Below are 22,399 nucleotides of genomic sequence, written 5' to 3'. Positions count from 1 at the left end.
GAGGACGCGACATTCCACGAATCCAACGGGCTGGTTCTGCGCAATCCACGCGTCGCCAACTTGCTGGCCTGCCGGTGGATTTCGTTGCGCCAGTTGGGCTCCTGTTGTACGGCCTCAGCTCAGCGCGTGGCCGGCCAATCCGTACACCCACGGCTCGTTGTCCTTTCTGTTCAGGAATCGCTTCCCCTTGGACATGGTTGTGACGGTCTCGCTTAACCCGAGGCGACTCTGCTGAAGAAAGTCAGCAAATAGCCCCGTCTGCTCCCGCGTATCGACACGAGCGAACCGGCCGGTGAGATCCTTAAGATGCACGGCAGTGAGATGGATCGCGTCGCAATCATTGCTCGCGACGATGGGACCGATCACATGACCGCGCCCGAACTCGCGATTCATGGAGTAGCCGACGATTTTGCCGCCACGGCTTAGGGTGCAAATTGACGCGCCCTCCGAAAGCAGTGCAAGCAACTTCTGGCGGCTTGTTCCGAACGCGCGCTCATCAAGCGCTGCGATCTCCTCCAAATCTCCGGCTGACAGCGACCTCAATTCACCATCCAGAAGGGGTACCGCTGGAAGGGGCGATACGACCTCTCCCTGCCACAGATAAACGACCGCTTCCTTCCTGAAGCCCAGTGAGAGATAGAGATGGTAGGCCGCATCGGTCGAGTTCAGGGTCAAATTCCGGTCCCCACACCGCTCAAAAACCTGTTCCATGAGCCAGCGGCCAGTGCCCTGTGTCTGGGTGCGGGGCGATGTGATCACCAAGCCCACGGTGGCAAATTCGCGCCCGTGCGGAAACCACATCGCGCTGCCGAACACGCGCCCGATTCCGTCAACAGCGACGATGCCCTGACCGGCGCGGCGCAGGAAATCCCAGTCCTTGGGCCGATGCGGCCAGCCAACCGCGATCGAGAGAGCGTGGAGCAGCTTCACGTCAACTTCGCGAATGTCGCGCGCGATCAATTCGAAGGACTTCAGGCGTACCGACCGTCCCATTTCAGCTCATCCGTTTCTTTGCGGAATGCCAAGGTCTCTGGCATTACGTGCCTTTTGATCCTGCTGCCAATACGGCCGCAGACGTGCTTTGCCGCAGTATCGCACGGAAACCCAGCAGGTTTCGCCTGTTTGGGGGCGGGTATTTGCAATCTTCAACCTATAGCGCAACGCAATTCGGCAGGGAAAGCTCCTGCTTGCGGTTACCCTGTCGATATCCGGCGAATTGCGCAGGTAGGGTGGGCCGTCATGAATGTTGAAGAAATTCTTGCGAGGCTAATCGCATTCCCCAGCGTCGTCGGCACGCCAAACGAGGCAATTGTCAATTGGGTACGAGGGTATTGCCAGGCCGCAGGGGCCGAGGTGGCAATCATTCCTGGTCCTGAAGGCGATCGGTTCAACCTGTTTGTTACAATTGGGCCGCGCGAGGCCCGGGGGTACATTCTTTCCGGACATCTGGATGTTGTCCCGGCAAGCGAGCCGGAATGGAGCGGAGCCCCCTTTGTTCTGCGTCGAGATGGTGAAAGGCTTTTTGGTCGCGGCGCCAGTGATATGAAGGGCTTTCTTGCCAGCGCGTTGGCCGCCCTTCCGCAGCTTGCGGCGATGAATCTGCGGCAGCCGATACATCTTGCATTCTCCTACGACGAGGAAGCGGGTTGCCGCGGTGTCCATCATTTGATCGCCGCGTTGCCAAACCTATGTGAAAGGCCGCTCGGTGCGGTTATCGGCGAACCGAGCCGGATGCAGCCGGTGCAGGCACACAAGGGAAAGGCGGCTGTGCGGCTGGAGGTGATCGGGCGGTCCGGCCATTCGTCGCGCCCTGATTTGGGTCTCAATGCGGTTCATGCAATGGCCAGCGTGGTCACGCACGCTGTGGCTTACGCCCAAAGCCTGACGGACGGGCCGTTCGACGACAATTTCGTGCCTCCGTACTCCTCCTTGCAGGTTGGCCTCATCAACGGGGGGCAGGCCGTCAACATCATTCCCGACCGCTGCTCTGCTGATCTTGAGATCCGCGCCGTTCCAGGCGTTTCCCCATCGTCCCTGCTTGAGCCCCTCAAGGCCCAGCTTTTCGCGCTTCGCAGCAGCGGTTTCGAAGTGGCGTGGCATGAGTTGAGCGCCTATCCCGCCCTCGCTCCCGTCAAGGGGAGTGAACTGACAGCCGTTCTGGTCGAGTTGACAGGACAGAAGCCACTCGTTGCGGTGAGCTACGGCACGGAGGCCGGGCTTTATCAACAAGCCGGCATCGATGCGATCATTTGCGGCCCCGGAGATATCAGCCGTGCTCACCGCGCCGATGAATACATCGAGATCGGCGAACTCGCTGCGTGCCAAACAATGATTGAGGATCTCGGTGCGCGCCTCGCCGCGTGACACGAGAGGGGTGCATCGATGGCATTTCTTTTCAATTCCGATGCTGCCAGGGAGGCGGTTTTCCGCCAGGTCTTTGCGCGCGAGCTCCCCGATCTGGAATTCTACCATTGTAGCGAATCTATCGATCCGGAAACGGTACGGTACCTGTTGACCTGGAACGTGCCGGACGATGTCTTGCGCTTTCGTAATCTGGAACTGCTCTTTTCCCTCGGTGCTGGGGTTGATCAGTTCAAGCCGGGGATCATACCCGGCCACGTCAAGCTCGTGCGCATGGTCGAGGATGGCATCATACGCATGATGCAGGAATACGTCGTCCTTGGCGTGCTGACGCTCCATCGCGAGATGCTCGCATATCGGGAGCAGCAGAGAAGGGGCGTGTGGCAAGCTCTTGCCGCGTCGCAGGCAACAGATCGGCGTGTGGGCTTCCTGGGCCTTGGGATGCTGGCCCAAGCTGCAATCGATCGCTTGAAGCCGTTTCGATTTCCCCTTGCCGCATGGAGCCGCAGCAAAAAGGTGGTCGAGGGCGTCACCTGCTTTCATGGTGAGGATCAGCTCGGCAGTTTCCTGACGGGGACGGACATTCTCGTCTGTCTTCTCCCCCTGACGGAGCAAACAAGCGGCATCCTGAACGCAAGGCTTTTCTCGTCTTTGCCGATGGGAGCGAGGCTGCTGCATGTTGGCCGTGGCCCGCAGCTTGACCAAGGCGCACTCATCGAGGCGCTCGACAGCGGTCGCCTCGCAGCAGCTATGCTCGACGTCACGGATCCTGAGCCGCTGCCGGAAAGTCATGCGCTCTGGTCCCATCCGAAGGTGATCATAACGCCGCACATCGCCTCCGTGACGCAACCGCATACGGCAGCACAATCCGTCATTGATAACATCCGGCGCCACCGCGCTGGGCGAAATCCGATCGGCCTGGTCGATCGAACACTCGGCTACTAACGGGAAAGATGCCATGTCACTTCTGATCACCATCGACACCAATCCGGACTTCGCACCGAAGAATGCCCTGCCTGCTCCGGAACGGCTCATTGCGGGCAATCCATCCTTCAAGACCTGGGCGCAGGACGCCTCGAAAGGCGAGAAGGTGCTGACCGGCGTCTGGGAAGCAACGCCCGGCGAGACCCATTCCATCAAGGGCACCACCTTCGAGTTCTGCCACATCATTTCGGGTCTTATCGAAATTGAGGAAAAGGGCGGTGAGACGAAGAAATACCGCGCCGGCGACAGCTTCGTGATGAAACCGGGCTTTGTCGGCGTCTGGCGCACGATCGAGACCGTGCGAAAGATCTACGTCTGCCACTATGACTGAGCACCATGCTGAAGCGGCGCAAATACCCGGCCGGTCAGAACAATCGACTTTCCAGGTCGCGTCTGACCGGATTCAACGCGGTCAGGCACCTCATTCTCGATGAAAAATGCGGCGTGCGGTCCTGTATTGCTCGGATGAGATGGCTTTGTCTCGCCAATCGCAATTCCGGGCAATGATGGCGGGGTCGGACTCGAAGGCAAGGAACACGTAGATGATTGCATTGAAGGATAGGGATCTATTTCGCCAGCAGGCGCTGATCGGCGGCAACTGGCGCGATGCGAACGCGAAAGCGACCGTCGATGTCATCGATCCTGCCAGCCAAGACATTCTTGGCACGATCCCCGACATGGGGCGTGACGAGACCAGGGCAGCCATCAACGCTGCCGCCGATGCGTTCAAGCGTTGGAAGACAAAGGCTCATGCAGAGCGCGCCGCGCTATTGGAGCGTTGGTATGAGCTCATGCGGCGTCATGAGCAGGATTTGGCACTCCTGCTGACGCTGGAGCAGGGCAAGCCGCTTGCTGAATCGCTTGGAGAAATCCGCTATGGGGCCTCCTTCGTCAAATGGTTTGCGGAAGAGGCGCGGCGGATCAATGGATCGACCATCCCTTCACCGACTGTCGATCGCCGCATTCTGGTCCTGAAAGAGCCGGTCGGCGTCTGCGGGATTATCACGCCGTGGAATTTCCCCAACGCGATGATTACGCGCAAGGTGGCACCTGCGCTTGCCGCGGGCTGCACCGTGGTCATCAAGCCATCCGAATTTACGCCGTTCTCGGCACTCGCAATCGGCGTGCTGGCGGAGCGGGCAGGGATTCCGGCAGGCGTCATCAATATCGTGACGGGCATGCCGGCGGAAATCGGCGAGGAGCTGATGGCCAATGAAACCGTCCGCAAGATCTCCTTTACCGGATCGACTCGCGTCGGCGCTTTGCTGATGAAAGGCGCCGCCGACAACATCAAGAGGCTCAGCCTCGAGCTCGGCGGTAATGCACCCTTCATCGTCTTTGACGATGCCGATGTCGACCTGGCGGTTGAGGGGGCGATTGCGTCGAAGTTCCGCAACGGCGGGCAGACCTGTGTCTGCTGCAACCGCATTCTCGTACAATCAGGCATTTACGATGTCTTTGCCGAGAAACTCGCCAGCCGCGTCGTGAAAATGAAGGTCGGCGCCGGAACGGAAGAGGGGGTTGCAATCGGGCCGATGATCAACGGTGCAGCGATCGAGAAAATCAAGCGGCACATCGCAGACGCCCTGGAGAAGGGCGCAAAGATCATCTCGCAGAGTGAAACGAAGCCGGAAGGTCGGCAATATGCCCGCCCTGTCGTGCTGGGTGGCGCTACGACCGAGATGCTTTTGGCCTCGGAAGAGACCTTTGGGCCAGTCGCACCTCTATTCCGCTTCACGACCGAGGACGAAGCGATTGCGATCGCAAACGGCACACCATTCGGTCTTGCTGCCTATTTCTACACGGAAAACCTCAAGCGCTCATGGCGCGTCGCCGAGGCGTTGGAGTTCGGCATGGTGGGCCTGAACACCGGCCTGATCTCAACCGAGGTTGCGCCTTTCGGCGGTGTAAAGCAGTCGGGACTGGGACGTGAAGGATCTCAGCTCGGGATAGAGGAATATCTCGAGATCAAGACGCTCCATGTCGGTGGGCTGGAATAGGAGACCGTTTTCGAGTTTCCCGCGAGGGGCCGAATTGCTTTTCGGTCCTGGACTGAGCCCGAACTTGCGCGCGTTGCTTCGAGAATGGCGTGAGAACGGTCGAATATGGAAGCGTTGACTTGCAGAGGGCCAGAACATTGACCGCCTGTGATGACGAGCTCTCGAGGAACTGTGAGATACCTTCGTTGCACCAAGCACCCACGTCTGTGGCGAGCTCCGATGATGAGTACTTCCGCCACGCGATGGAATGTCTAAGGATAAAGCCACAGCGGGTTGAGACAAGCTCCCTGCACGACGTATTGCACCGCCACTACGGAGTACAAGGCTCGATTAGCGTCCTCAACTCGGAGGTTGAGCACACTGCGGAGGTTGAACTGCCTGCCGGCAACCGCTTGATCCTCAAGACATCATCGGAGCCTCAGGCTCTCGAGAGCTTCCGCTTTCAATCTTCCACAATTGCGAAGCTAGGGACAGGCCACGACTTCATTGTGCCTCAGATTCTCGCGACATCCAGCGGCACTCTGATGTTCGAAGAGCCCGGCATTTGCGGATACGTCCAAAGCCGATTGGACGGTAGCCCCGTGAGTGAGATGACCATCTCGCCCGACCTTCTCTACAAGGCTGGTCGCGCGCTTGGAAAATTGGATCTTGCGCTTCGCCAAATAGAGGTTCCCGGCATTCACCGCCCCATTTTATGGCACATCAAATGCTGGCCTCGACTTCAAGGGTTGGGGGCCTACTTGCCTTCAGGACCCATCGCGGATTCCGTGCGCCGGGCCATGAGGTCTTATACCGACTTTGTTCAACCTCGGCTTGGAGAAGTGGAGTGGCAAACGACACATAACGATCCCAGTCCATTCAACATGCTTGTCGCAAGCGACCGTATCGCATTCATTGACTTCGGCGATGGTTGTTGGGGTCCGCGTATCCAGGACTTGGCGATAGCAGCAAGCCACTTCGTCCGAGAGCCCACCATGGCTCTGGGCGGTGCTGAATATTTGATCGCAGGTTATACCGCAGTCATCCCACTGTCCCCGCTAGAGATAAGCTTGCTCGTTGAATTGATGCGAGCACGACAGAGTGCACTAATCCTGGTCAACTATTGGCGCTCCCATCTGTTTCCGACCGAGGCAGCATATATCAAGAAGAACGTCGCGCGAGCCGAGCACGGGCTCTCGATCCTGTCATCTTTAAGTCTTGCGGAGGCGGAAGCGGCGGTCGAACGCGTATCGTCCCATAACAACAAGAAATGGTGAGACGAAAAGGACCGGATGGGCAGTGATCAGAGACCCATCATGCAACCGCAACAGGATTTTTTACCTGTGAGCCCGCGCGAACAGAGGTGGAGACATATGTCAACAGATCTAATGCCGAATCGGTACAACGCAGGAGAGGTGGAGCTTCCCGAGCGAGAGGCTGATCTAATACAGCGGCGTGACAACGTATTGGGTGCCTCCTATCGGCTCCAATATCGTCGTCCAGTCCATTTTGTTCGCGCCGAAGGTATGTGGCTTTACGACCCTGACGGGCGGCCATATCTCGATTTTTACAACAACGTGCCGTGCTTGGGTCACTGCCATCCCGAAGTCAATGCAGCCATGGCTGAACAGGCGAGCCGTATCAGCGCCAATACCCGCTATCTTGAGCCGAAACTCGTGGACTATGCCGAACGCCTGATCGCGACATTTCCAGACGAGCTGAATCGCGTTGTGTTTACTTGCACGGGAAGTGAATCAAACGATTTGGCACTTCGGATCGCAAGGTTGGTGAGCGGAAATGAAGGAATAATTGTCTCAGCCTACGCATATCACGGCACCAGCGCCGCCACTTCGATGGTTTCTCCTAATCTCGGGGATGCGGTAAAGCTCAGTCCGAACGTCCGAATGGTATCTCTTCCAGGCCCTTCCGAAGTGTCTGCAGACAAAGCCGCGTCTTTTTTTGAGCTTCAGGTGCGGGAGGCGATCACAGACTTGAATAGGCGAGGCATTGGCGTTGCCGCGCTCCTAATTGACTCCATTTTCTCGAGCGACGGCGTCTGGGCTGATCCTCCCGGTTTCATCAATGGTGCGATCGCGGCAGTAAGAGAATGCGGTGGCTTGATGATTGCCGACGAGGTCCAACCCGGCTTTGGTCGGACCGGATCACACATGTGGGGCTTTGAACGTCACGGAACCACTCCCGATATTGTAACTCTCGGAAAGCCGATGGGTAATGGGTTTCCGATCGGTGCCGTGGTCGGCCGCAAAGGAGCTATGGACCGTTTTGGTGCGACAGCTCGATATTCGAATACATTTGCAGGAAATACAGTAGGGATTGCAACTGCCGACGCTGTCTTGACAGTTTTGCAGCGGGATAAGATTCCTCAGCATGCGCTGTTGATGAGCGAGCGCATGAAGGCGGGGCTTAAGAGGCTTGCAACAAGGTCACAAGGCATCCGAGACATCCGAAACGCAGGCCTTTTTTTTGGAGTCGACCTTGGGAGGCCCGGTGACGGGCCTGAAGGTCGACGGCAGTTGGCCTTGGATGTGGTCAACCTCACGCGCGATGATGGAGTTTTGATCAGCACGACCGGAGCCAACGAGGATACACTTAAGATCCGCCCACCGCTCATTTGCGGTCCTGAGCATGTCGACCAGTTCCTTAGCGCGATCGAGATCGGTTTAGAAAAAGCAGTTGGATTCAAAGTACCCAAGCAATTGCACCGGTAGGATTGCATCGAATTGATGGGCTCCACCGCAGTTGCCGTGACGATGATGCCTCGGCCGGGAAGACAAAGTGACTTTGTATCGGAGGAAGGTCTGCAATACGAAAAGGGGCGGTCGCACCGCCCCTTTCTTAGATGATGCCTGGATTCTTGCCGGTTTATCTACGTCTCGGCTCCCGCGAAGAAGCGCCAGAAAGGATGCGCATTCAGGCGCTTTTTCGGATGGGCTCCAAGCCCACCGCTGCAGCCAGTCCGCCGATGCCATCGACCTCGGTGTACTGATAATAGGGGTTCGCGGGCTCGTGGCCGCGGTTCACCCAGACTTTGCCCTTGATGCCCAGGTCGTAGGCGGTCATCAGGTCGTAGCGGAAGGAGGAGGAGACGTGGGTGATATCCTCCGGGCCGCAGCCCAGCTTGTCCAGCATATATTCGAAGCCTTTCATCTGCGGCTTATAGGCGCCGGTCTCCTCGGCCGTGATGACCATGTGGAAGGGAGCGCCGAGCTTCTCCACGTTCGACATGATGAGGTTCTTCATGGAGTTCGACAGGATGACCAGCGGGATCTCCTTTGCAACCCGGGCCAGGCCTGCCGGAACGTCGGGATGTGGACCCCATGTGGGAATCTCTTCATTGATGCGCTGGGCATCCTCCGGCCGAAATACGACACCGTTGCGCTTGCAGGCGCGCTCCACCGAATTGTGCACGACCTCGAAGTACGGCTTCCACGCGCCAAGGACCTCGTCCAGGCGATAGGCAGCAAAATCCTTGATGAAACTTGCCATCGCCGAGGCGGAAAGCTGGGAGCCATAGACTCTCCTTGCCGCACCGGCCATGTCGAAGTTTGTCAGCGTGCCGTAGCAATCGAAAGTGATGTATTTCGGTCGAAACTTCGTCATACGTGGAATCCTCCAATCCTCTCGGCAATGCGTGCCGGTACGACAAGCATCATAATGAGCATCCCGTAAGATAAAGCGCCGCTTTCGCTGGAGCGGGAAGCAGATTGTGTCGTATCGGACCGAGGCTTTGGCAGGGAGTTGCGCCAAGGCGCGTTTCGCGTTTGAGCGACAACGCCGTGCGTCGCTCTACGCCGGCATAAGGTGCCGCATCGATCGCCAATGAAAGTCAAATCCCCTTCATTTCCCTTCTGCTTGGGACGAACTGCTGTGGTCGATATCCTACCTTGGGTCCGACAACGTCAGCGTTCGAAGCGCACTGTGCCCGCTCAGGTGTCGGGTTGATCTGGAGGACAATATGCTGAGTAACTCGCTGGTTGAACTCGACCGGGCGCATCTGGTTCACCCGGTCTCTTCCTATCGCGGCCATGAGGCATTGGGTGTGCGCGTGCTGAAGTCAGCGAAAGGCGCGACGCTGACCGATATCTCGGGACATCAATTGCTCGACGGTTTTGCTGGTCTATGGTGCGTCAATGCCGGCTACGGTCAGGACAGTATCGTGGATGCCGCCACGAGGCAGCTGCGTGAACTGCCCTATGCGACCGGCTATTTCGGGTTAGGCTCCGATCCGGCCATCCGTCTGGCCGCCAGGCTGGCTGAGCTGGCGCCTGGCGATCTGAACCACGTCTACTTCACGCTGGGAGGCTCCGACGCCGTCGATAGCACGATCCGATTCATTCGGTACTACCATCATGCCAAGGGTACGCCGCAGAAGGACCAGTTCATTTCGGTCGAGTATGGCTACCATGGATCGTCCACGGCAGGGTCCGGCTTGACCGCGCTGTCCGCCTTTCATGCGGGCTTTGGGGTGCCATACAGCTGGCAGCACAAGATCCCATCGCACTATGCCTATCGCAATCCTGTCGGTCCTCATCCCCAGGCTATCATTGCCGCGTCGGTCGCGGCCCTGCGAGCCAAGATCGCCGAACTGGGCGCAGATCGCGTTGCCGCTTTTTATGTCGAGCCGATTCAGGGGTCAGGAGGCGTTCTCGTTCCACCGCCGTCTTGGCTGAAGGCCATGCATGCGGTCTGCAGGGAATACGATATTCTGCTCGTTGCCGATGAGGTCATCACCGGCTTTGGCCGTGTCGGGCCGCTCTTCGCCTGTGACGAGGACGACGTCGTGCCGGATCTGATGACCACGGCAAAGGGACTGACTTCGGGCTATGTGCCGATGGGCGCCGTTTTCATGTCCGACCGCGTTTACAACACGATCGCGGACGGAGCCGGCAAGACGGCTGTCGGCCATGGTTACACCTATTCCGCACATCCTGTCAGCGCAGCGGTCGGGCTCGCGTGCCTGGATCTTTACGAGAATGGCTTGCTGGACAACGGCCGGAAGGCCGGGCACCGGCTGATGCAGGGGCTACGCTCGCTTGCCGATCATCCGCTTGTCGGCGATGTCCGTGGTCGCGGCATGCTGGCGGCAATCGAGCTTGTCACGGACAAGGAGCGCAAGACGCCTTTGCCGGCGGAGGCCGACGCGGCGCGCCGCATCTTCGACCGCGCATGGGATAACGGCCTCGTCATCCGCGCCTTTGCGCAGGGCGTGCTTGGTTATGCCCCGCCCCTCTGCTGCACGAACGAGGAGATCGACGGGATCATCGAACGAACTCGGATGACGCTCGACCAAACGCTCGAAGACAGGGACGTCCGCGCGGTAATGAAGGGATAGCCACGAGAAGGGATGATGTGCCGACTAGATCAGATGCAAGCCGGTGCTAGTCCAGCGAGGGTGCGCATCATCCCAACCATCGCAACGTGCTCCTTCGATCTGATCGGCGGCGGGAAAAAGCCTTGGCAGTAGCAGAGTTGGTGCTGCCATCTGCTCAAACCCTGTCGCCAAGGGCCGAGGATTGCTCCTCAGCTACTGAATATGCTTTCGAGCGGCAGATGGGATTTCACGATGGGAGACTTAAGCACGACAAAACTGAAGTATTTGTCGATGCCGATATCCATTTCGACGAGACGTTCCATCAGCGCCTGGTATTCGCTGATTCCTGCCGTGATGAACTTCACGAGGTAATCATATCCACCTGAAACAAGATGGCATTCGACAACGGAATCGATCTTTTCAACGGTGGTGAGAAAGCGGGCGAAATCGATCTGTCGATGATTTTTCAGCGTGATCTCAGCGAAGACCGTTAGAGTTTGTCCGAGCTTGGAAACGTCGATCCGGGCGGAATAGCCGGTGATGAAGCCCTCGGTCTGGAGCCTCTTGACGCGCATCAGGCAGGGGCTCGGGGAGAGATTAATCAGCTCTGCGAGCTCGACGTTGGAAATTCGCCCGTTCTTCTGCAGTTCGCATAAAATCCTGAGGTCGATCTTATCGAGCTTCATAGCAACGCCATGAGATGGGGGCGACAGCGGCATCAAGGCCTCGAGGCTTCAGCGTCATGGACGCTGTCTTAGCATCAACTCGCATCTTTTCCCACCATCCGGTGAATTTGCCCTATCAGAACTCGGCCACCTTGCCCCAGGCTCCTGTTTTCAGCCGCTCCGGCCTATAGGCGCGCGGGTCAACGATCGGCGCACGACCAGTGATGATGTCGGCAATCATATGCCCAGCGCCGGGGCCGATCCCGAAGCCGTGGCCGCTGAACCCCGCCGCGAGGATGAAACCTGGAATCGCCTCAACTTCACCGATGGCCGGGACGCCGTCCGGCGTACTGTCGATATAGCCGGCCCAGACGTTGGAGATTGCGACGCGCCGAAGCTCCGGCAGCAATTCGCAGGCTCGTCGATGTGTCAGCCGAATCTGCCTCATGTCGGGACGGGGATTAAGTGTCCGGTTCAGCTCCATCGGGGTCACCTCATCAAGCGCCCACTTCGCGAGAGATTCATGACCCTGCCGCAAGCCCTCGAAGGCGCCAGGGGCAAGGCTTCGCCACCGCCGGACGAACATGGGTAGGAATTGGCGGCCGAACCTGAACTGCTGCGGCGTCGGATCGACGCGCGCGCGCCCGCTGATTGCCAGCGTGTATCCGCCGTTGCCACGTCGCGTGAGCGACACGGGCGCAGTATGCAGTGCGTCAGGCAGACCGGCCGCGCCGGGAGCGACGGCGAGAATGGACTGACGCACGGACGCTTGCGGGAAACGAATTCCAAGCTGGTTGCAGAACGAAGAGGCCCACGCGCCTCCTGCCATCACCACCGTCTTCGTCCGGATCGTGCCCGCTTCGGTCACCACTCCGCTGACGCGGCCGGCACTGAGTTCTAGGCCGCGCGCCGCGCAATGCTGGTGCACCGTGCCACCGGCCGCCATGATCGCGCGCGCGGCAACGGGCACAGCCTTCGACGGATCTGCCGTCCCATCGGTTGGCGAGAAGACGCCACCTTTCCACTTGCGGCCGGTCGCCTTGCCCCGCTCACTCGCCTCTTCCGCGCTGAGCATATGCGTGGTGACGCCGACGGTCCTGGCGAAATCGCGCCACTTCGCCCAGCCCGCCAGTTCAGCTTCGTCGTTCGACAGATACAGAAGGCCGCAACGGCGGAAGCCCGTGTCCTCACCGGTTTCCTCGGCAAATCTCTCCCAGAGGTCGAGGCTCTTGGTCGCGATCGGCAGCTCGCGCGCGTCGCGGTTCTGTTGGCGGCACCATCCCCAGTTGCGGCTGGACTGCTCGGCGCCGACGCGACCCTTTTCAAGCAAGGCGACCTTCACGCCGCGGCGGGCGAGATAATAGCTCGTGAACACGCCCACCACGCCGCCGCCAATGACCACGACATCGGCCTCGCCAGGCAGGAACGGACTGGATTCGATATGCAGGAGCGGCGCGCTCATCAGACAGGGTCTCCGGTGGCTGCCGTAACGTAATAGAGAAAAAGCGGCAGGCCTCGCGGACTTTCGTGATCAGACCGAATTTCCTGCGGTTCGCTGCCTTTGACACAGGCTATTATTGCGAAAATATTTGGCATGCTGCGCCTAGCAGGCGGCGAGACCGATGCACGCGCTCCGGCAATCGATCGGCTTGCCTTCTGGGCAGGCGCTCCTGCAGGCTTGGCGGCGCAGAGCGAAATGCCAAATCGGACTTCGTTTTCGCAAGTTCCTGCTGCCCGGATGCCCCCTTTCGGCGATTCCGGGGAGAGCGAAATCGTCAATATCGGGAGAACCACTCGATCGGTGGGGCGAAGTCCATAGAGGCAATCTGCATGAGTCCAGGAGCAGACCTTGGCGGAAGCAATCAAGCCATGACGTGGATGTCATCTGTGCTTCGCTTCGATCGAGTTGGCCGATTCGGTCGGCAGCGCGCGCTGAGCCACAGCTCTTGCTTGTTGCGCGAGGAGGCCTGAATCATGTCGCAGCCTCCAATGAAGGAATGGCAAGTTGAGCGGCAAATTGTCGATCTGTCGAAGGAGCGTGGCAACGCAAAGAGCCGAGGGCTCGGCCCGCAGCCGCATGACCTCACCAGCTTGAAAGGGGACTTTCCTATGGCCTCTGACGTGCAGGCTGCAGCCCCCGCCGATGTTGCGCTCTCGGTGCGCGACCTGAGCGTCAGTCTCCCTGAGGGAATGGAGCGCGCCTACGCCGTCGAGGACATCTCCTTCGATCTGAAGCGCGGTCAGATCCTGTGCATCATCGGCGAATCCGGATCTGGCAAATCGGTCACCGCCAACGCGATCATGGGGCTTCTGCCGAAGGCAATCCGGGTCTCCTCGGGTGCGATCCAGCTGAACGGGACGAACATCGTAGGCCTGTCGCTCGACAAGCTCCGCAGCCTGCGCGGCCGCGTCGTTTCAATGATCTTTCAGGATCCTCTCTCGGCGCTCAACCCGCTGATGACCGTGGGCGCGCAGATCGAGGAGGTGATGGCGGCGCACGATGTTGGCACGCCGAAATCCCGGCGCAGCCGGGCCATCGACCTGTTGATTGAGGTGGGGCTGCCCGAACCGCAGCTCATGTATCACCAGTATCCTTTCCGCCTTTCCGGCGGACAACGGCAGCGGGTGATGATCGCCATGGCGCTGGCCCTCGAGCCTGCGATCCTGATTGCGGACGAGCCGACCACGGCACTTGACGTGACGACCCAGGCGCAAATCCTTCAATTGATCCGCGACATTCAGCGCCGCAAGGGAATGAGCGTCATGTTCATCACCCATGACTTCGGCGTCGTGGCGGAGATTGCCGATTACGTCGTGGTGATGGAAAAGGGCCATTGCGTGGAGCAGGGCAGCGCCGAGCAGGTGCTGAAGTCGCCGAGCCACCTCTATACGCGCCGCCTGATCGCGGCCGTGCCACATCTCACCGGCAAGGACCGCATTGCTTTGCGACCCGCGGACAGAACGTCCATCCTCAAGGTGGAATGTCTCGCAAAGACCTATCGCAGCGGCAGCTCGCTTTTTGGCAGGCAGCGCATCGTTGCGGCAGTCAACGGCGTCACGTTCGATCTTGCGTCTGGGCGCACGCTGGGCGTTGTCGGGGAAAGCGGCTCGGGCAAATCATCGCTTGGTCGGCTGCTGATCAAGCTGCTGGACTGCGACAGCGGCTCGATCCTGTTCGAAGGCCGCGACATCGCCGCGCTTTCGGAAGCCGAATTTCGGCCCTTGCGGCCAAAGATCCAAATGATCTTCCAGGATCCTTTTGCCTCGCTCAATCCGCGATCGACGGTGGGCCAAATTCTCACAGTAGGTCCGGTCGCGCATGGGATGTCCTGCGGCGAGGCTGCCGAGCGGGCGCGAGAGCTTCTGTCCCATGTCGGCCTGGATTCAGGAGCTTTCGACCGCTATCCGCACGAGTTCTCCGGAGGACAGCGTCAGCGCATCGGCATCGCCCGGGCGCTGATGTTCAAACCAAAATTGCTGATTGCCGACGAAGCTGTCTCGGCCCTCGACGTGTCGATCCAGGCTCAGATCCTGAAGCTGCTGGACCAGATTCAGCGCGAGACGGGCGTCTCGATGATCTTCATCACGCATGATCTGCGGGTTGCAAGCCAGATTTGCGACGAAATCGCCGTCATGCATCGCGGACACATCGTGGAGCATGGACCGCCTTCGCAGATCTTCCTCGACCCGAAATCCACCTACACGCGAGAACTGGTGGCGGCGATCCCGGGGGAGCAGCCGGCGAATGCACCCCAACACGCAGCAAATCCATAAAGGCCACGGCGGACATCAAAAGCGAGGAGAGAGGTCATGAGCAAGATTCTAACGAGCTACTCGCGGCGCGATGCGTTGCGAATGGTCGCGGTCGGCGGAGCTGCCGGTCTGATCGCGCCCAATCTGCTGGGAAAGCCTGCCTTCGCTCGCACGCCTTCAAAACCAAGCGGTCGCGTGATCGTTGGACTCGGACAAGAGCCGACCGTCTTCAATCCGTTGATGGTGCACATTGAAGTCGATGATGGCGTGCATTTCTCGGTCTTCGATGCACTCTTCCGCATCGATCCTCAAGGCGTCATTCAGCCCAATCTGGCCGTGGAAGTGCCGAACCAGAAGAACGGCGGCATTTCGGAGGACGGTCTCAAATGGCGTATTCGCCTGCGAGACGATGTCCGCTGGCACGACGGCAAGCCTTTCAGCGCCGAGGACGTGAAGTTCACTCTCGAGCTGATCATGAATCCCAACTTCCGCAGCTGGCGCACGGCCGGCCATGCTCTCGTGCGCGACATCACGGTGGTCTCACCGACGGAAATCTCCTGGCGAATGGAAGAGGCCTTCGCACCGTATTTGTCGTTCCTGACCGAGACCTTCATCGTTCCCAAGCACATACTCGAGAAGGAAGCCAATCCGAACAACGCCGCCTTCAACCAGGCGCCGGTCGGTACCGGTCCATTCAAGTGGGACAAGCGAGTCGCCGGCGATCATCTCGAGCTCGTGGCCAATCTCGAGTACTTTGGTGAAGGCCCTCACATCGAGAGGCTGGTCTTCAAATACATTCCCGACCTCACCGTCCTCTACACTCAGTTCAAGAGCGGCGATGTGGATCTGGTTGGGCAGCCCTACATCACACCTGACCACTACGCGGAAGCCAAGGCGCTGCCGAATCGCGTGGTGACGCTCCTCCCAAGGACCTCGTTCGAATCCTTCTATCTGAACCTTGAGCGCCCGCAGTTCAAGGAGCTTGCCGTTCGCGAGGCGCTCTATGCGGCGATCGACAAGGAGGCGATCATTCAGGGGCTCTATTACGGGGTGCCGACCCCGACAGAGACTTTCATGCCGAGACAGTCTTTGTACTTCAACCCCAATCTGCCACTGCACCAGTTCGACGTGAACCGCGCACGCAAGATCCTCGATCAGGCCGGCTGGGCACCGGGGGCGGGCGGCATTCGTGCCAAGAACGGCGTTCGTTTGTCCTTTACCAATTCGACTACGTCAGGCGATCCCCTTCGCGAACAGGTGCAGCAGTTCCTGCAGCAGACGTTTGCGCAACTGGGCGTCGAGATGAAGATATCGAACCTGCCTGCCGCGGTGATGTGGGGCGAGTTCTGGCAGCAGTCAAAATTCGATTCCGTCATCGTCGGCAGCACGTATCTGATCGGCGCCGACCCGGATGTCACCAACCGCCTGCACTCGCGTTCGATCGCAGCGCAGGGCGGGCGCGGCTCGAACAATGCGCAGTATGCAAACCCGGAGGTTGACGCCTTGCTCGACAAGGGGGCGCGTACCTTCGATCCCGAAGCGAGGCGCGCGATCTACCATCGCGTCCAGGAACTTGTCCGTCGCGATTTGCCTTTCCTGCCGCTGTACCAGAGCAATGCCGTCGAAGGTCTCAAGAAAGGGATCAACGGTTTCGTGCCGAACGGCAATACGCGCACGGAATCATGGAACGCGCTGGCCTGGTATTGGGCGAGCTGAAGTCCTGCGGTCCGGGCCGGTGCGGACCACAGCGTACGGCATTGTTTACGCTAATGGAGGACTCGAATGTCCGCGTTCCTGCTCAACCGTTTCTCGCAGAGCATCGTGCTGCTGGTGATCGTCTCGATCATCGGCTTCACGGTTCTCAACTTCATGCCGGGCGGTCCTCTTGCGCAATTCGGGCTCGATCCGGGCATGACCCAGAAGGACATTGCGCGACTCGCAGAGCAGCTAGGGCTGAACCGGCCGCTGTGGCTCCAGTATCTCGACTGGGCCTGGCGGCTGATTCAGGGCGATTGGGGCCACTCCTTCCGCGACGGTTCGTCGGTGCTCGCGGTGATTGGCCGGCATCTCCTGGCGACGCTACTGCTGATGGGCACGTCGACCGCCTTGGCGATCGCGGTCGGCACCTGGATCGGAATCCGCGGTGCCACCCATCGCTATTCCCTGTTCGACTACTGCGCGACGATCTGTGCCATGGTCGCATTGTCGGTCCCGACGTTCTGGTTCGGCCTCATCGGCATCTACATCTTCACGCTGAAGCTCGGTTGGGTGCCCGCAGGCAACATGTACACGATCGGCGACGGCTCGGTCATGGATTACCTGCATCACCTGATCCTGCCGAGCCTCGTGCTGTCGCTGGTTCATGTCGCGATCTGGAGCCGCTACATGCGCACGGCGACACTCGATGCGTTAAGCCAGGATTTCGTCAAGACGGCCCGAGCCAAGGGCGTGAGCGAACGCCGCATCTTGCTGAAACATGTGGTCGGCAATGCGCTGTTACCGATGATCACGCTGGCCGGGATGCAGCTGCCCAGCATTCTGACCGGCGCGCTGGTCACGGAAACGGTGTTCACCTGGCCGGGAATGGGGCGGCTGTTTCTCGACAGCCTTGGTTACAGCGACTATCCGGTCGTTATGGGGCTGTTGATCTTCTCGGCCATTCTGGTCGTGTTGGGCAACCTGATCGCAGACATCGTCATCGCTATCGTCGACCCGCGCATTCGCCTGGGCTGAGCCCGCAGGCTCACGCCTGATAACAGGAGGCAGCAGATATGACCGCAATTGCCGCGCACCTACCTCCAACTCGCTGGTGGCACAGCCGTGCGGTGTACCGCTTCATGCGCCATCATCTGGCTCTCGTGGGGATCGCGATGATCACCCTGCTTGTTTTGGCATGCACAATCGGTCCATATGCGTTGCCTTACGACTCGCTCCACATCGATCTGCGCGCTCGTTTTGCCCCACCTCTGAGCGGTCATCACTACTTCGGCACCGATCCCCTCGGGCGTGATCTGGCTGCGCGGCTGCTGATGGCCGGGCGCGTCTCGCTCCTGGTGGGATTCTCTGCGATGCTGCTGTCAACGCTGATCGGCACGCTGGTCGGCGTAACGGCCGGCTATCGCGGCGGCTGGATCGGCGCGGCGCTGATGCGCGTTGTGGACGGGTTCCTTTCCTATCCCTCGATCTTCCTCGTGCTCGCGCTGGCCGCGACGTTGCGGCCGAGCCCGGTGATGATCACCGTCATCATTGCGGTCACGAGCTGGATGGAGACTGCCAGGATAGTTGAGGCAGAGGTCCGCTCGCTGCGTGAGCGTGAGTTTGTCCAAGCCGCACGTATGGTGGGACTGAGCCGGAGACATATCATGTTCCGCGAAGTCCTGCCCAATGCCATGGGTCCCATCATCGTCGCCGCAAGCCTGGCGGTCGCCCGCGCAATTTTGCTGGAAGCCTATATCAGCTTCCTCGGCTACGGAATTCAGCCGCCGCTGCCGAGCTGGGGCAACATGCTCAACGGCGCGCAGCAATATCTGGCCAGCGCTCCATGGCTCGCCATCATTCCCGGTGCTGCGATCACGATCGCGGTGACGAGCTTCAACTTCATCGGCGATGGGCTCCGAGATGCCCTCGACGTTCGAAACGACCACTTTTGACGGTCTGAGTTCGATGCGAGCCGAGGTGCAAGCCTGTGGCCGTCTGAACGTCTAGGAGCCATACGCCATGCACGCGCCGACAGTTGCGGAGAAAGCGACACCGTATTGGTGGGAAGCTGCCCCGCTGAAGCCGCTGCCGGAGCAGCCATTGCCCAAGAAGCTGGACGTGCTGATCGTGGGCGCAGGCTATGCGGGACTCGCGGCCGGGTTGGTGCTGGCGCGCGAGGGACGCTCGGTTGCTGCCTTTGACGCAATGAATCCGGGCGAGGGAGCTTCGACACGCAACGGGGGAATCACCAGCGGAAGCATTCGGCCGGACTACGATACGCTGGCGCGGCGTTTTGGCGAAGGGAAGGCGCTGGCGATCGAGGCGGAGGGCAACGCCGCGCGCGAATTCCTCTACGATTTCATCAAGACGGAGGGGCTCGCCTGCGATTTCCAGCTGGTCGGACAGTTCAAAGGCGCGTTTGGATACGAGCAATACGAAGCCATGGCGCGCAGCGCGGAGAGGCTCGCGAAGAAACTGGGAATCGAGGCTTATCCAGTTCCCTATGCCGAGCAGCGCAAGTACATCGGTACCGATGTCTACCGCGGCGGCACGGTTCGGATGGACATCGGCGGGCTGCACCCGGCGAAATTCCACGCAGAACTCCTGCGTGTCGCACTCGCTTCGGGGTTGGCCGTCCACGGCCGAACACCAGTCACCTCCATCGAGAGGAATGGCTCCGGATTCCGCGTCGTGACTGCAGCCGGCGCGGTAGAGGCGCGTCAGGTGCTGGTTTGTACCAATGGCTATACCGATGGCGTCGTCCCCTTCCTGCGCCGCAGGCTGGTCCCGGTTCGCAGCCGGATCATTGCGACCGAGGAGCTCGCGCCCGAAGTCATGGCGCGGCTGATGCCGAAACGCATGACGATCACCGAGAACCGAGAGGTCGGCTTCTACTATCGTCCATCGCCCGACGGCAAACGCATTCTGCTCGGTGGACGTGACAGCTCGCGTGTCGGCGATCCCCTGGCTCCGAAGCTGCTTCTGCGCAAGGGGCTGGTCAATCTGTTTCCTGAGCTCGAGACCGTTCGCCTCTCACACAGCTGGTTCGGCAATGTGGCGATGAACCGCGACATGCTACCCCGCATCTTCGAGAAGGACGGCATCGTCTATGCCACCGGCTTCTGCGGCTCGGGCGTGGTCTGGGCGCCATGGATCGGCATGCATGCGGCCCACAAGCTGATGGGACATGAGGAGCGGGCGCGCAGTGCATTTGACTTCCGGCCTCCGGCTTTCATCCCGTTCTATCGCGGCAATCCTTGGTTCATGCCTGCGTTCATTCAGGGCTATCGGATGCGTGACCGGATCGCGATGTGGCGCGCCAGCCGCTGACAGCAGATCAGCCCTTCTGTTGCATCACCAACGAAATACTGTGCCGAACTTTGCTCCAGTCCAATTGCGTAATGCTGTCGGGCCCAAGATACGCTGCAGACGATCAGAGGATCATCAGATAGCCGTCGTACCTGTCGGCCACTGGCGATTAGTCGGGCAACTCCGAGCAAGATACATCGACCCATCATGACAAGAGCAGCGTACCAGCCCGGAGATCATGTCGAAGAGAACGTGGTCCTGGTTCCCTTCGCCAGAGCGCATCTGGAAGGTGCCCTAGAGCTCTCTCAGGAGATGTCCTGGCCCTATCGGCTTGAGGATTGGGATGTCGCGCTGCAGTTGGGCCATGGCTTTGTGTTGCAGCGTGCCGGTGTGGTGATCGGGACCGCGGCTTGGTGGCCGTACGGCGAGGCCCATGCGTCCGCCGGGATGATCATCGTGGCGAAAGCCGCTCAGGGCCGCGGCTATGGGGCGCGGTTGATGGATGCGCTCCTGGCGTCCGCGCGTCCACGGACAGTCATGCTGAATTCGACGGCGGAAGGCATCATGCTCTACCGACGCCGTGGCTTCGTGCCTGTAGGGACCATCCACCAGCATCACGGCATCCCAAGAGGGCGTCTTGAGATTCCGCCGTCCGATCTCGTCCGGCCGATGGCTGTATCGGATTTTGAGGCCATCACGCGGCTCGATCAGGAAGCTACGGGTTCGGAGAGGCGGCGGATGCTGGATCGGCTCCTCCAGAGCGGTGACGGCTATGTCCTGCAACGTGACGGCACGCCGCGCGGCTACGCCATCTGTCGCCTCTTCGGCCGCGGCCATGTCATCGGCCCTGTCGTCGCCGAAAGCCCGGCCGATGCGCGCGCATTGATCGAGGCCGCGCTCGCGCCCCTCGGGCGTGCTTTCGTCCGCATCGACACCTCTGCCACATCGCAGCTCGAAGAGTGGCTCGAAGGCATCGGCCTGCAGCAGGTCAGCGATGCCACCACCATGATCCTGGGGACACCGGCGCCTTCGACCGGACCGGCGCGCCTGTTCGCGCTCGCTAACCAGTCGTTTGGCTAAGGAGACATCGACGTGGGAAGCTCGGATTTGCGCGAACTGGCTATCGAAAGCAGCGAGGCGGCCGAAACGGTGGGTGCGCTGGCAACACCGGCTCTCCTGCTCGACAAGGACCGGCTCGACCGCAATCTCGCCCGTCTGTCATCGCGTATGGAAGCGCGCGGCGTCGTACTGCGTCCGCATATGAAAACGGCGAAATCCATCGACGTCGCCCGACGCGTTCATCGGTCGGGTCCTGGGCCAATCACCGTCTCCACCTTGGCGGAGGCAGAGTACTTCGCCCAGCGCGGTTTCCGGGACATGACCTATGCCGTGGGACTGGCGCCGCACACCGCAGAGAGAGCAATGCGCCTGCGAAAAGCGGGCATCGATCTCAAGGTGCTGCTCGATTCCTCTGAACAGGCGACGATGCTGGGCGCGGCCGGTCGTGCCGCCGGCGTGACCCCGTCCGCCTTCATCGAGATCGACTGCGACGGTCACCGCGGCGGGCTGACCGCCACCGATCCCAAGCTCGGCATCGTCGCGGCTACCCTGGCCGAAGCCGGCGTCAAGCTCGCCGGCATTCTCACCCATGCCGGCGAGTCCTACAGCCTCTGCACGCGCGAGGCTCTTGAGGGCGCGGCTGAAAACGAAAGGGCCGTGGCTGTCGCCGCTGCGCAGGCGCTGCGGGCCGGGGGGCATGAATGCCCTGTCGTGAGCGTCGGCTCGACCCCGACCGCCCATTTCGCGAAAGACCTGACCGGCGTCACGGAAGTGCGGACCGGCGTCTACATGTTCTTCGACCTGGTGATGCACGGTGTCGGTGTCTGCACGACCGATGACATCGCGATCTCGGTGCTCGCCTCCGTGATCGGCACGAAGCCGGAGAAGGGCTGGATCTTGGTCGACGCAGGCTGGATGGCGCTGTCACGCGATCGCGGCACCGCAGCGCAGCGGGTCGATCAGGGTTACGGCCTCGTCTGCGATCTCTCCGGCAAGATCTATCCCGACCTCATCGTTGTGCAGGCGAGTCAGGAGCACGGCATCCTCGCCATCAGGCCCCGATCGGCTAAGGCTTTGCCGGATCTTTCGATCGGCGCGAAGGTCAGGATCCTCCCCAATCACGCCTGTGCGACAGCGTCGCAACACGAGGTCTACAACGTCGTCTCCGCCGGCAGCGACACGGTTCACGCCCGATGGCGCCGGATGCGCGGCTGGTAGGGCTGGCCGGCCATTCCCGGCCACCTCGGCCCCTGGTTCCT

18 protein-coding genes are annotated in these 22,399 nt (G+C 60.3%); 14 read left to right on the top strand and 4 right to left on the bottom strand.

Annotated features, from left to right (window positions below; translation table 11 throughout):
* Positions 1-114: 114 nt before the first annotated feature.
* Complete coding sequence (locus IVA79_RS16515; protein ID WP_247554444.1) at positions 115-993, bottom strand: GNAT family N-acetyltransferase; 879 nt, start codon at positions 991-993, stop codon at positions 115-117.
* Positions 994-1,239: 246 nt separating this feature from the next.
* On the opposite strand from IVA79_RS16515, the gene argE reads away from it, so the two are divergent.
* From argE to IVA79_RS16485, 6 genes are all read left to right on the top strand, one after another.
* Positions 1,240-2,364, top strand: coding sequence for an acetylornithine deacetylase (gene argE, locus IVA79_RS16510; RefSeq protein WP_247554442.1), 1,125 nt, complete (start codon positions 1,240-1,242; stop codon positions 2,362-2,364).
* Between the two features lie 18 nt (positions 2,365-2,382).
* The gene (locus IVA79_RS16505) at positions 2,383-3,306 is read left to right on the top strand and encodes a glyoxylate/hydroxypyruvate reductase A (protein ID WP_247554440.1); all 924 of its coding nucleotides are present in this window, start codon (positions 2,383-2,385) and stop codon (positions 3,304-3,306) included.
* 13 nt (positions 3,307-3,319) lie between these two features.
* A complete protein-coding gene (locus tag IVA79_RS16500; RefSeq protein ID WP_247554438.1) occupies positions 3,320-3,676 on the top strand; it encodes a cupin domain-containing protein in 357 nt (118 codons plus the stop codon).
* Between the two features lie 211 nt (positions 3,677-3,887).
* A complete protein-coding gene (locus IVA79_RS16495; protein ID WP_247554436.1) occupies positions 3,888-5,345 on the top strand; it encodes an NAD-dependent succinate-semialdehyde dehydrogenase in 1,458 nt (485 codons plus the stop codon).
* A 242-nt stretch (positions 5,346-5,587) separates the two neighbouring features.
* Positions 5,588-6,601, top strand: a complete 1,014-nt coding sequence (locus IVA79_RS16490) for a phosphotransferase (RefSeq protein WP_247554753.1) — start codon at positions 5,588-5,590, stop codon at positions 6,599-6,601.
* 96 nt (positions 6,602-6,697) lie between these two features.
* On the top strand, positions 6,698-8,053 hold the full coding sequence (locus IVA79_RS16485) for an aspartate aminotransferase family protein (RefSeq protein ID WP_247554748.1): 1,356 nt from the start codon (positions 6,698-6,700) through the stop codon (positions 8,051-8,053).
* Between the two features lie 202 nt (positions 8,054-8,255).
* On the opposite strand, the gene IVA79_RS16480 is transcribed toward IVA79_RS16485, so the two are convergent.
* Positions 8,256-8,945, bottom strand: coding sequence for a haloacid dehalogenase type II (locus IVA79_RS16480; protein ID WP_247554434.1), 690 nt, complete (start codon positions 8,943-8,945; stop codon positions 8,256-8,258).
* A 355-nt stretch (positions 8,946-9,300) separates the two neighbouring features.
* Between IVA79_RS16480 and IVA79_RS16475 the strand changes: the two genes are divergently transcribed.
* Positions 9,301-10,677 carry an aspartate aminotransferase family protein gene (locus IVA79_RS16475; RefSeq protein ID WP_247554432.1) on the top strand — a complete coding sequence of 459 codons (1,377 nt, stop codon included), beginning with the start codon at positions 9,301-9,303 and terminating at the stop codon, positions 10,675-10,677.
* Positions 10,678-10,865: 188 nt separating this feature from the next.
* On the opposite strand, the gene IVA79_RS16470 is transcribed toward IVA79_RS16475, so the two are convergent.
* Both IVA79_RS16470 and IVA79_RS16465 read right to left on the bottom strand, forming a co-directional pair.
* Positions 10,866-11,342 carry an Lrp/AsnC family transcriptional regulator gene (locus IVA79_RS16470; RefSeq protein WP_247554745.1) on the bottom strand — a complete coding sequence of 159 codons (477 nt, stop codon included), beginning with the start codon at positions 11,340-11,342 and terminating at the stop codon, positions 10,866-10,868.
* 115 nt (positions 11,343-11,457) lie between these two features.
* The gene (locus tag IVA79_RS16465) at positions 11,458-12,783 is read right to left on the bottom strand and encodes an FAD-binding oxidoreductase (protein ID WP_247554430.1); all 1,326 of its coding nucleotides are present in this window, start codon (positions 12,781-12,783) and stop codon (positions 11,458-11,460) included.
* Between the two features lie 647 nt (positions 12,784-13,430).
* Here IVA79_RS16465 and IVA79_RS16460 point away from each other — a divergent pair.
* The 7 genes from IVA79_RS16460 (at position 13,431) to IVA79_RS16430 (ending at position 22,358) form a co-directional block, all read left to right on the top strand.
* A complete protein-coding gene (locus tag IVA79_RS16460) occupies positions 13,431-15,095 on the top strand; it encodes an ABC transporter ATP-binding protein (protein ID WP_247554742.1) in 1,665 nt (554 codons plus the stop codon).
* A gap of 36 nt (positions 15,096-15,131) precedes the next feature.
* Positions 15,132-16,790 carry a peptide ABC transporter substrate-binding protein gene (locus tag IVA79_RS16455; protein WP_247554427.1) on the top strand — a complete coding sequence of 553 codons (1,659 nt, stop codon included), beginning with the start codon at positions 15,132-15,134 and terminating at the stop codon, positions 16,788-16,790.
* A gap of 66 nt (positions 16,791-16,856) precedes the next feature.
* The gene (locus IVA79_RS16450; protein WP_247554425.1) at positions 16,857-17,807 is read left to right on the top strand and encodes an ABC transporter permease; all 951 of its coding nucleotides are present in this window, start codon (positions 16,857-16,859) and stop codon (positions 17,805-17,807) included.
* Positions 17,808-17,845: 38 nt separating this feature from the next.
* A complete protein-coding gene (locus IVA79_RS16445) occupies positions 17,846-18,724 on the top strand; it encodes an ABC transporter permease (protein ID WP_247554423.1) in 879 nt (292 codons plus the stop codon).
* A 67-nt stretch (positions 18,725-18,791) separates the two neighbouring features.
* The gene (locus tag IVA79_RS16440; RefSeq protein ID WP_247554421.1) at positions 18,792-20,102 is read left to right on the top strand and encodes an FAD-binding oxidoreductase; all 1,311 of its coding nucleotides are present in this window, start codon (positions 18,792-18,794) and stop codon (positions 20,100-20,102) included.
* Positions 20,103-20,288: 186 nt separating this feature from the next.
* Complete coding sequence (locus tag IVA79_RS16435; RefSeq protein ID WP_247554419.1) at positions 20,289-21,161, top strand: GNAT family N-acetyltransferase; 873 nt, start codon at positions 20,289-20,291, stop codon at positions 21,159-21,161.
* Between the two features lie 12 nt (positions 21,162-21,173).
* Complete coding sequence (locus IVA79_RS16430) at positions 21,174-22,358, top strand: alanine racemase (RefSeq protein WP_346658178.1); 1,185 nt, start codon at positions 21,174-21,176, stop codon at positions 22,356-22,358.
* Positions 22,359-22,399 lie beyond the last annotated feature (41 nt).

This window comes from Bradyrhizobium sp. 138 (assembly GCF_023074075.1).
GTDB lineage: Bacteria > Pseudomonadota > Alphaproteobacteria > Rhizobiales > Xanthobacteraceae > Bradyrhizobium.
Note: the sequence above shows the minus strand (reverse complement) of the source record. Positions and strands in the feature narration are given on the sequence as shown.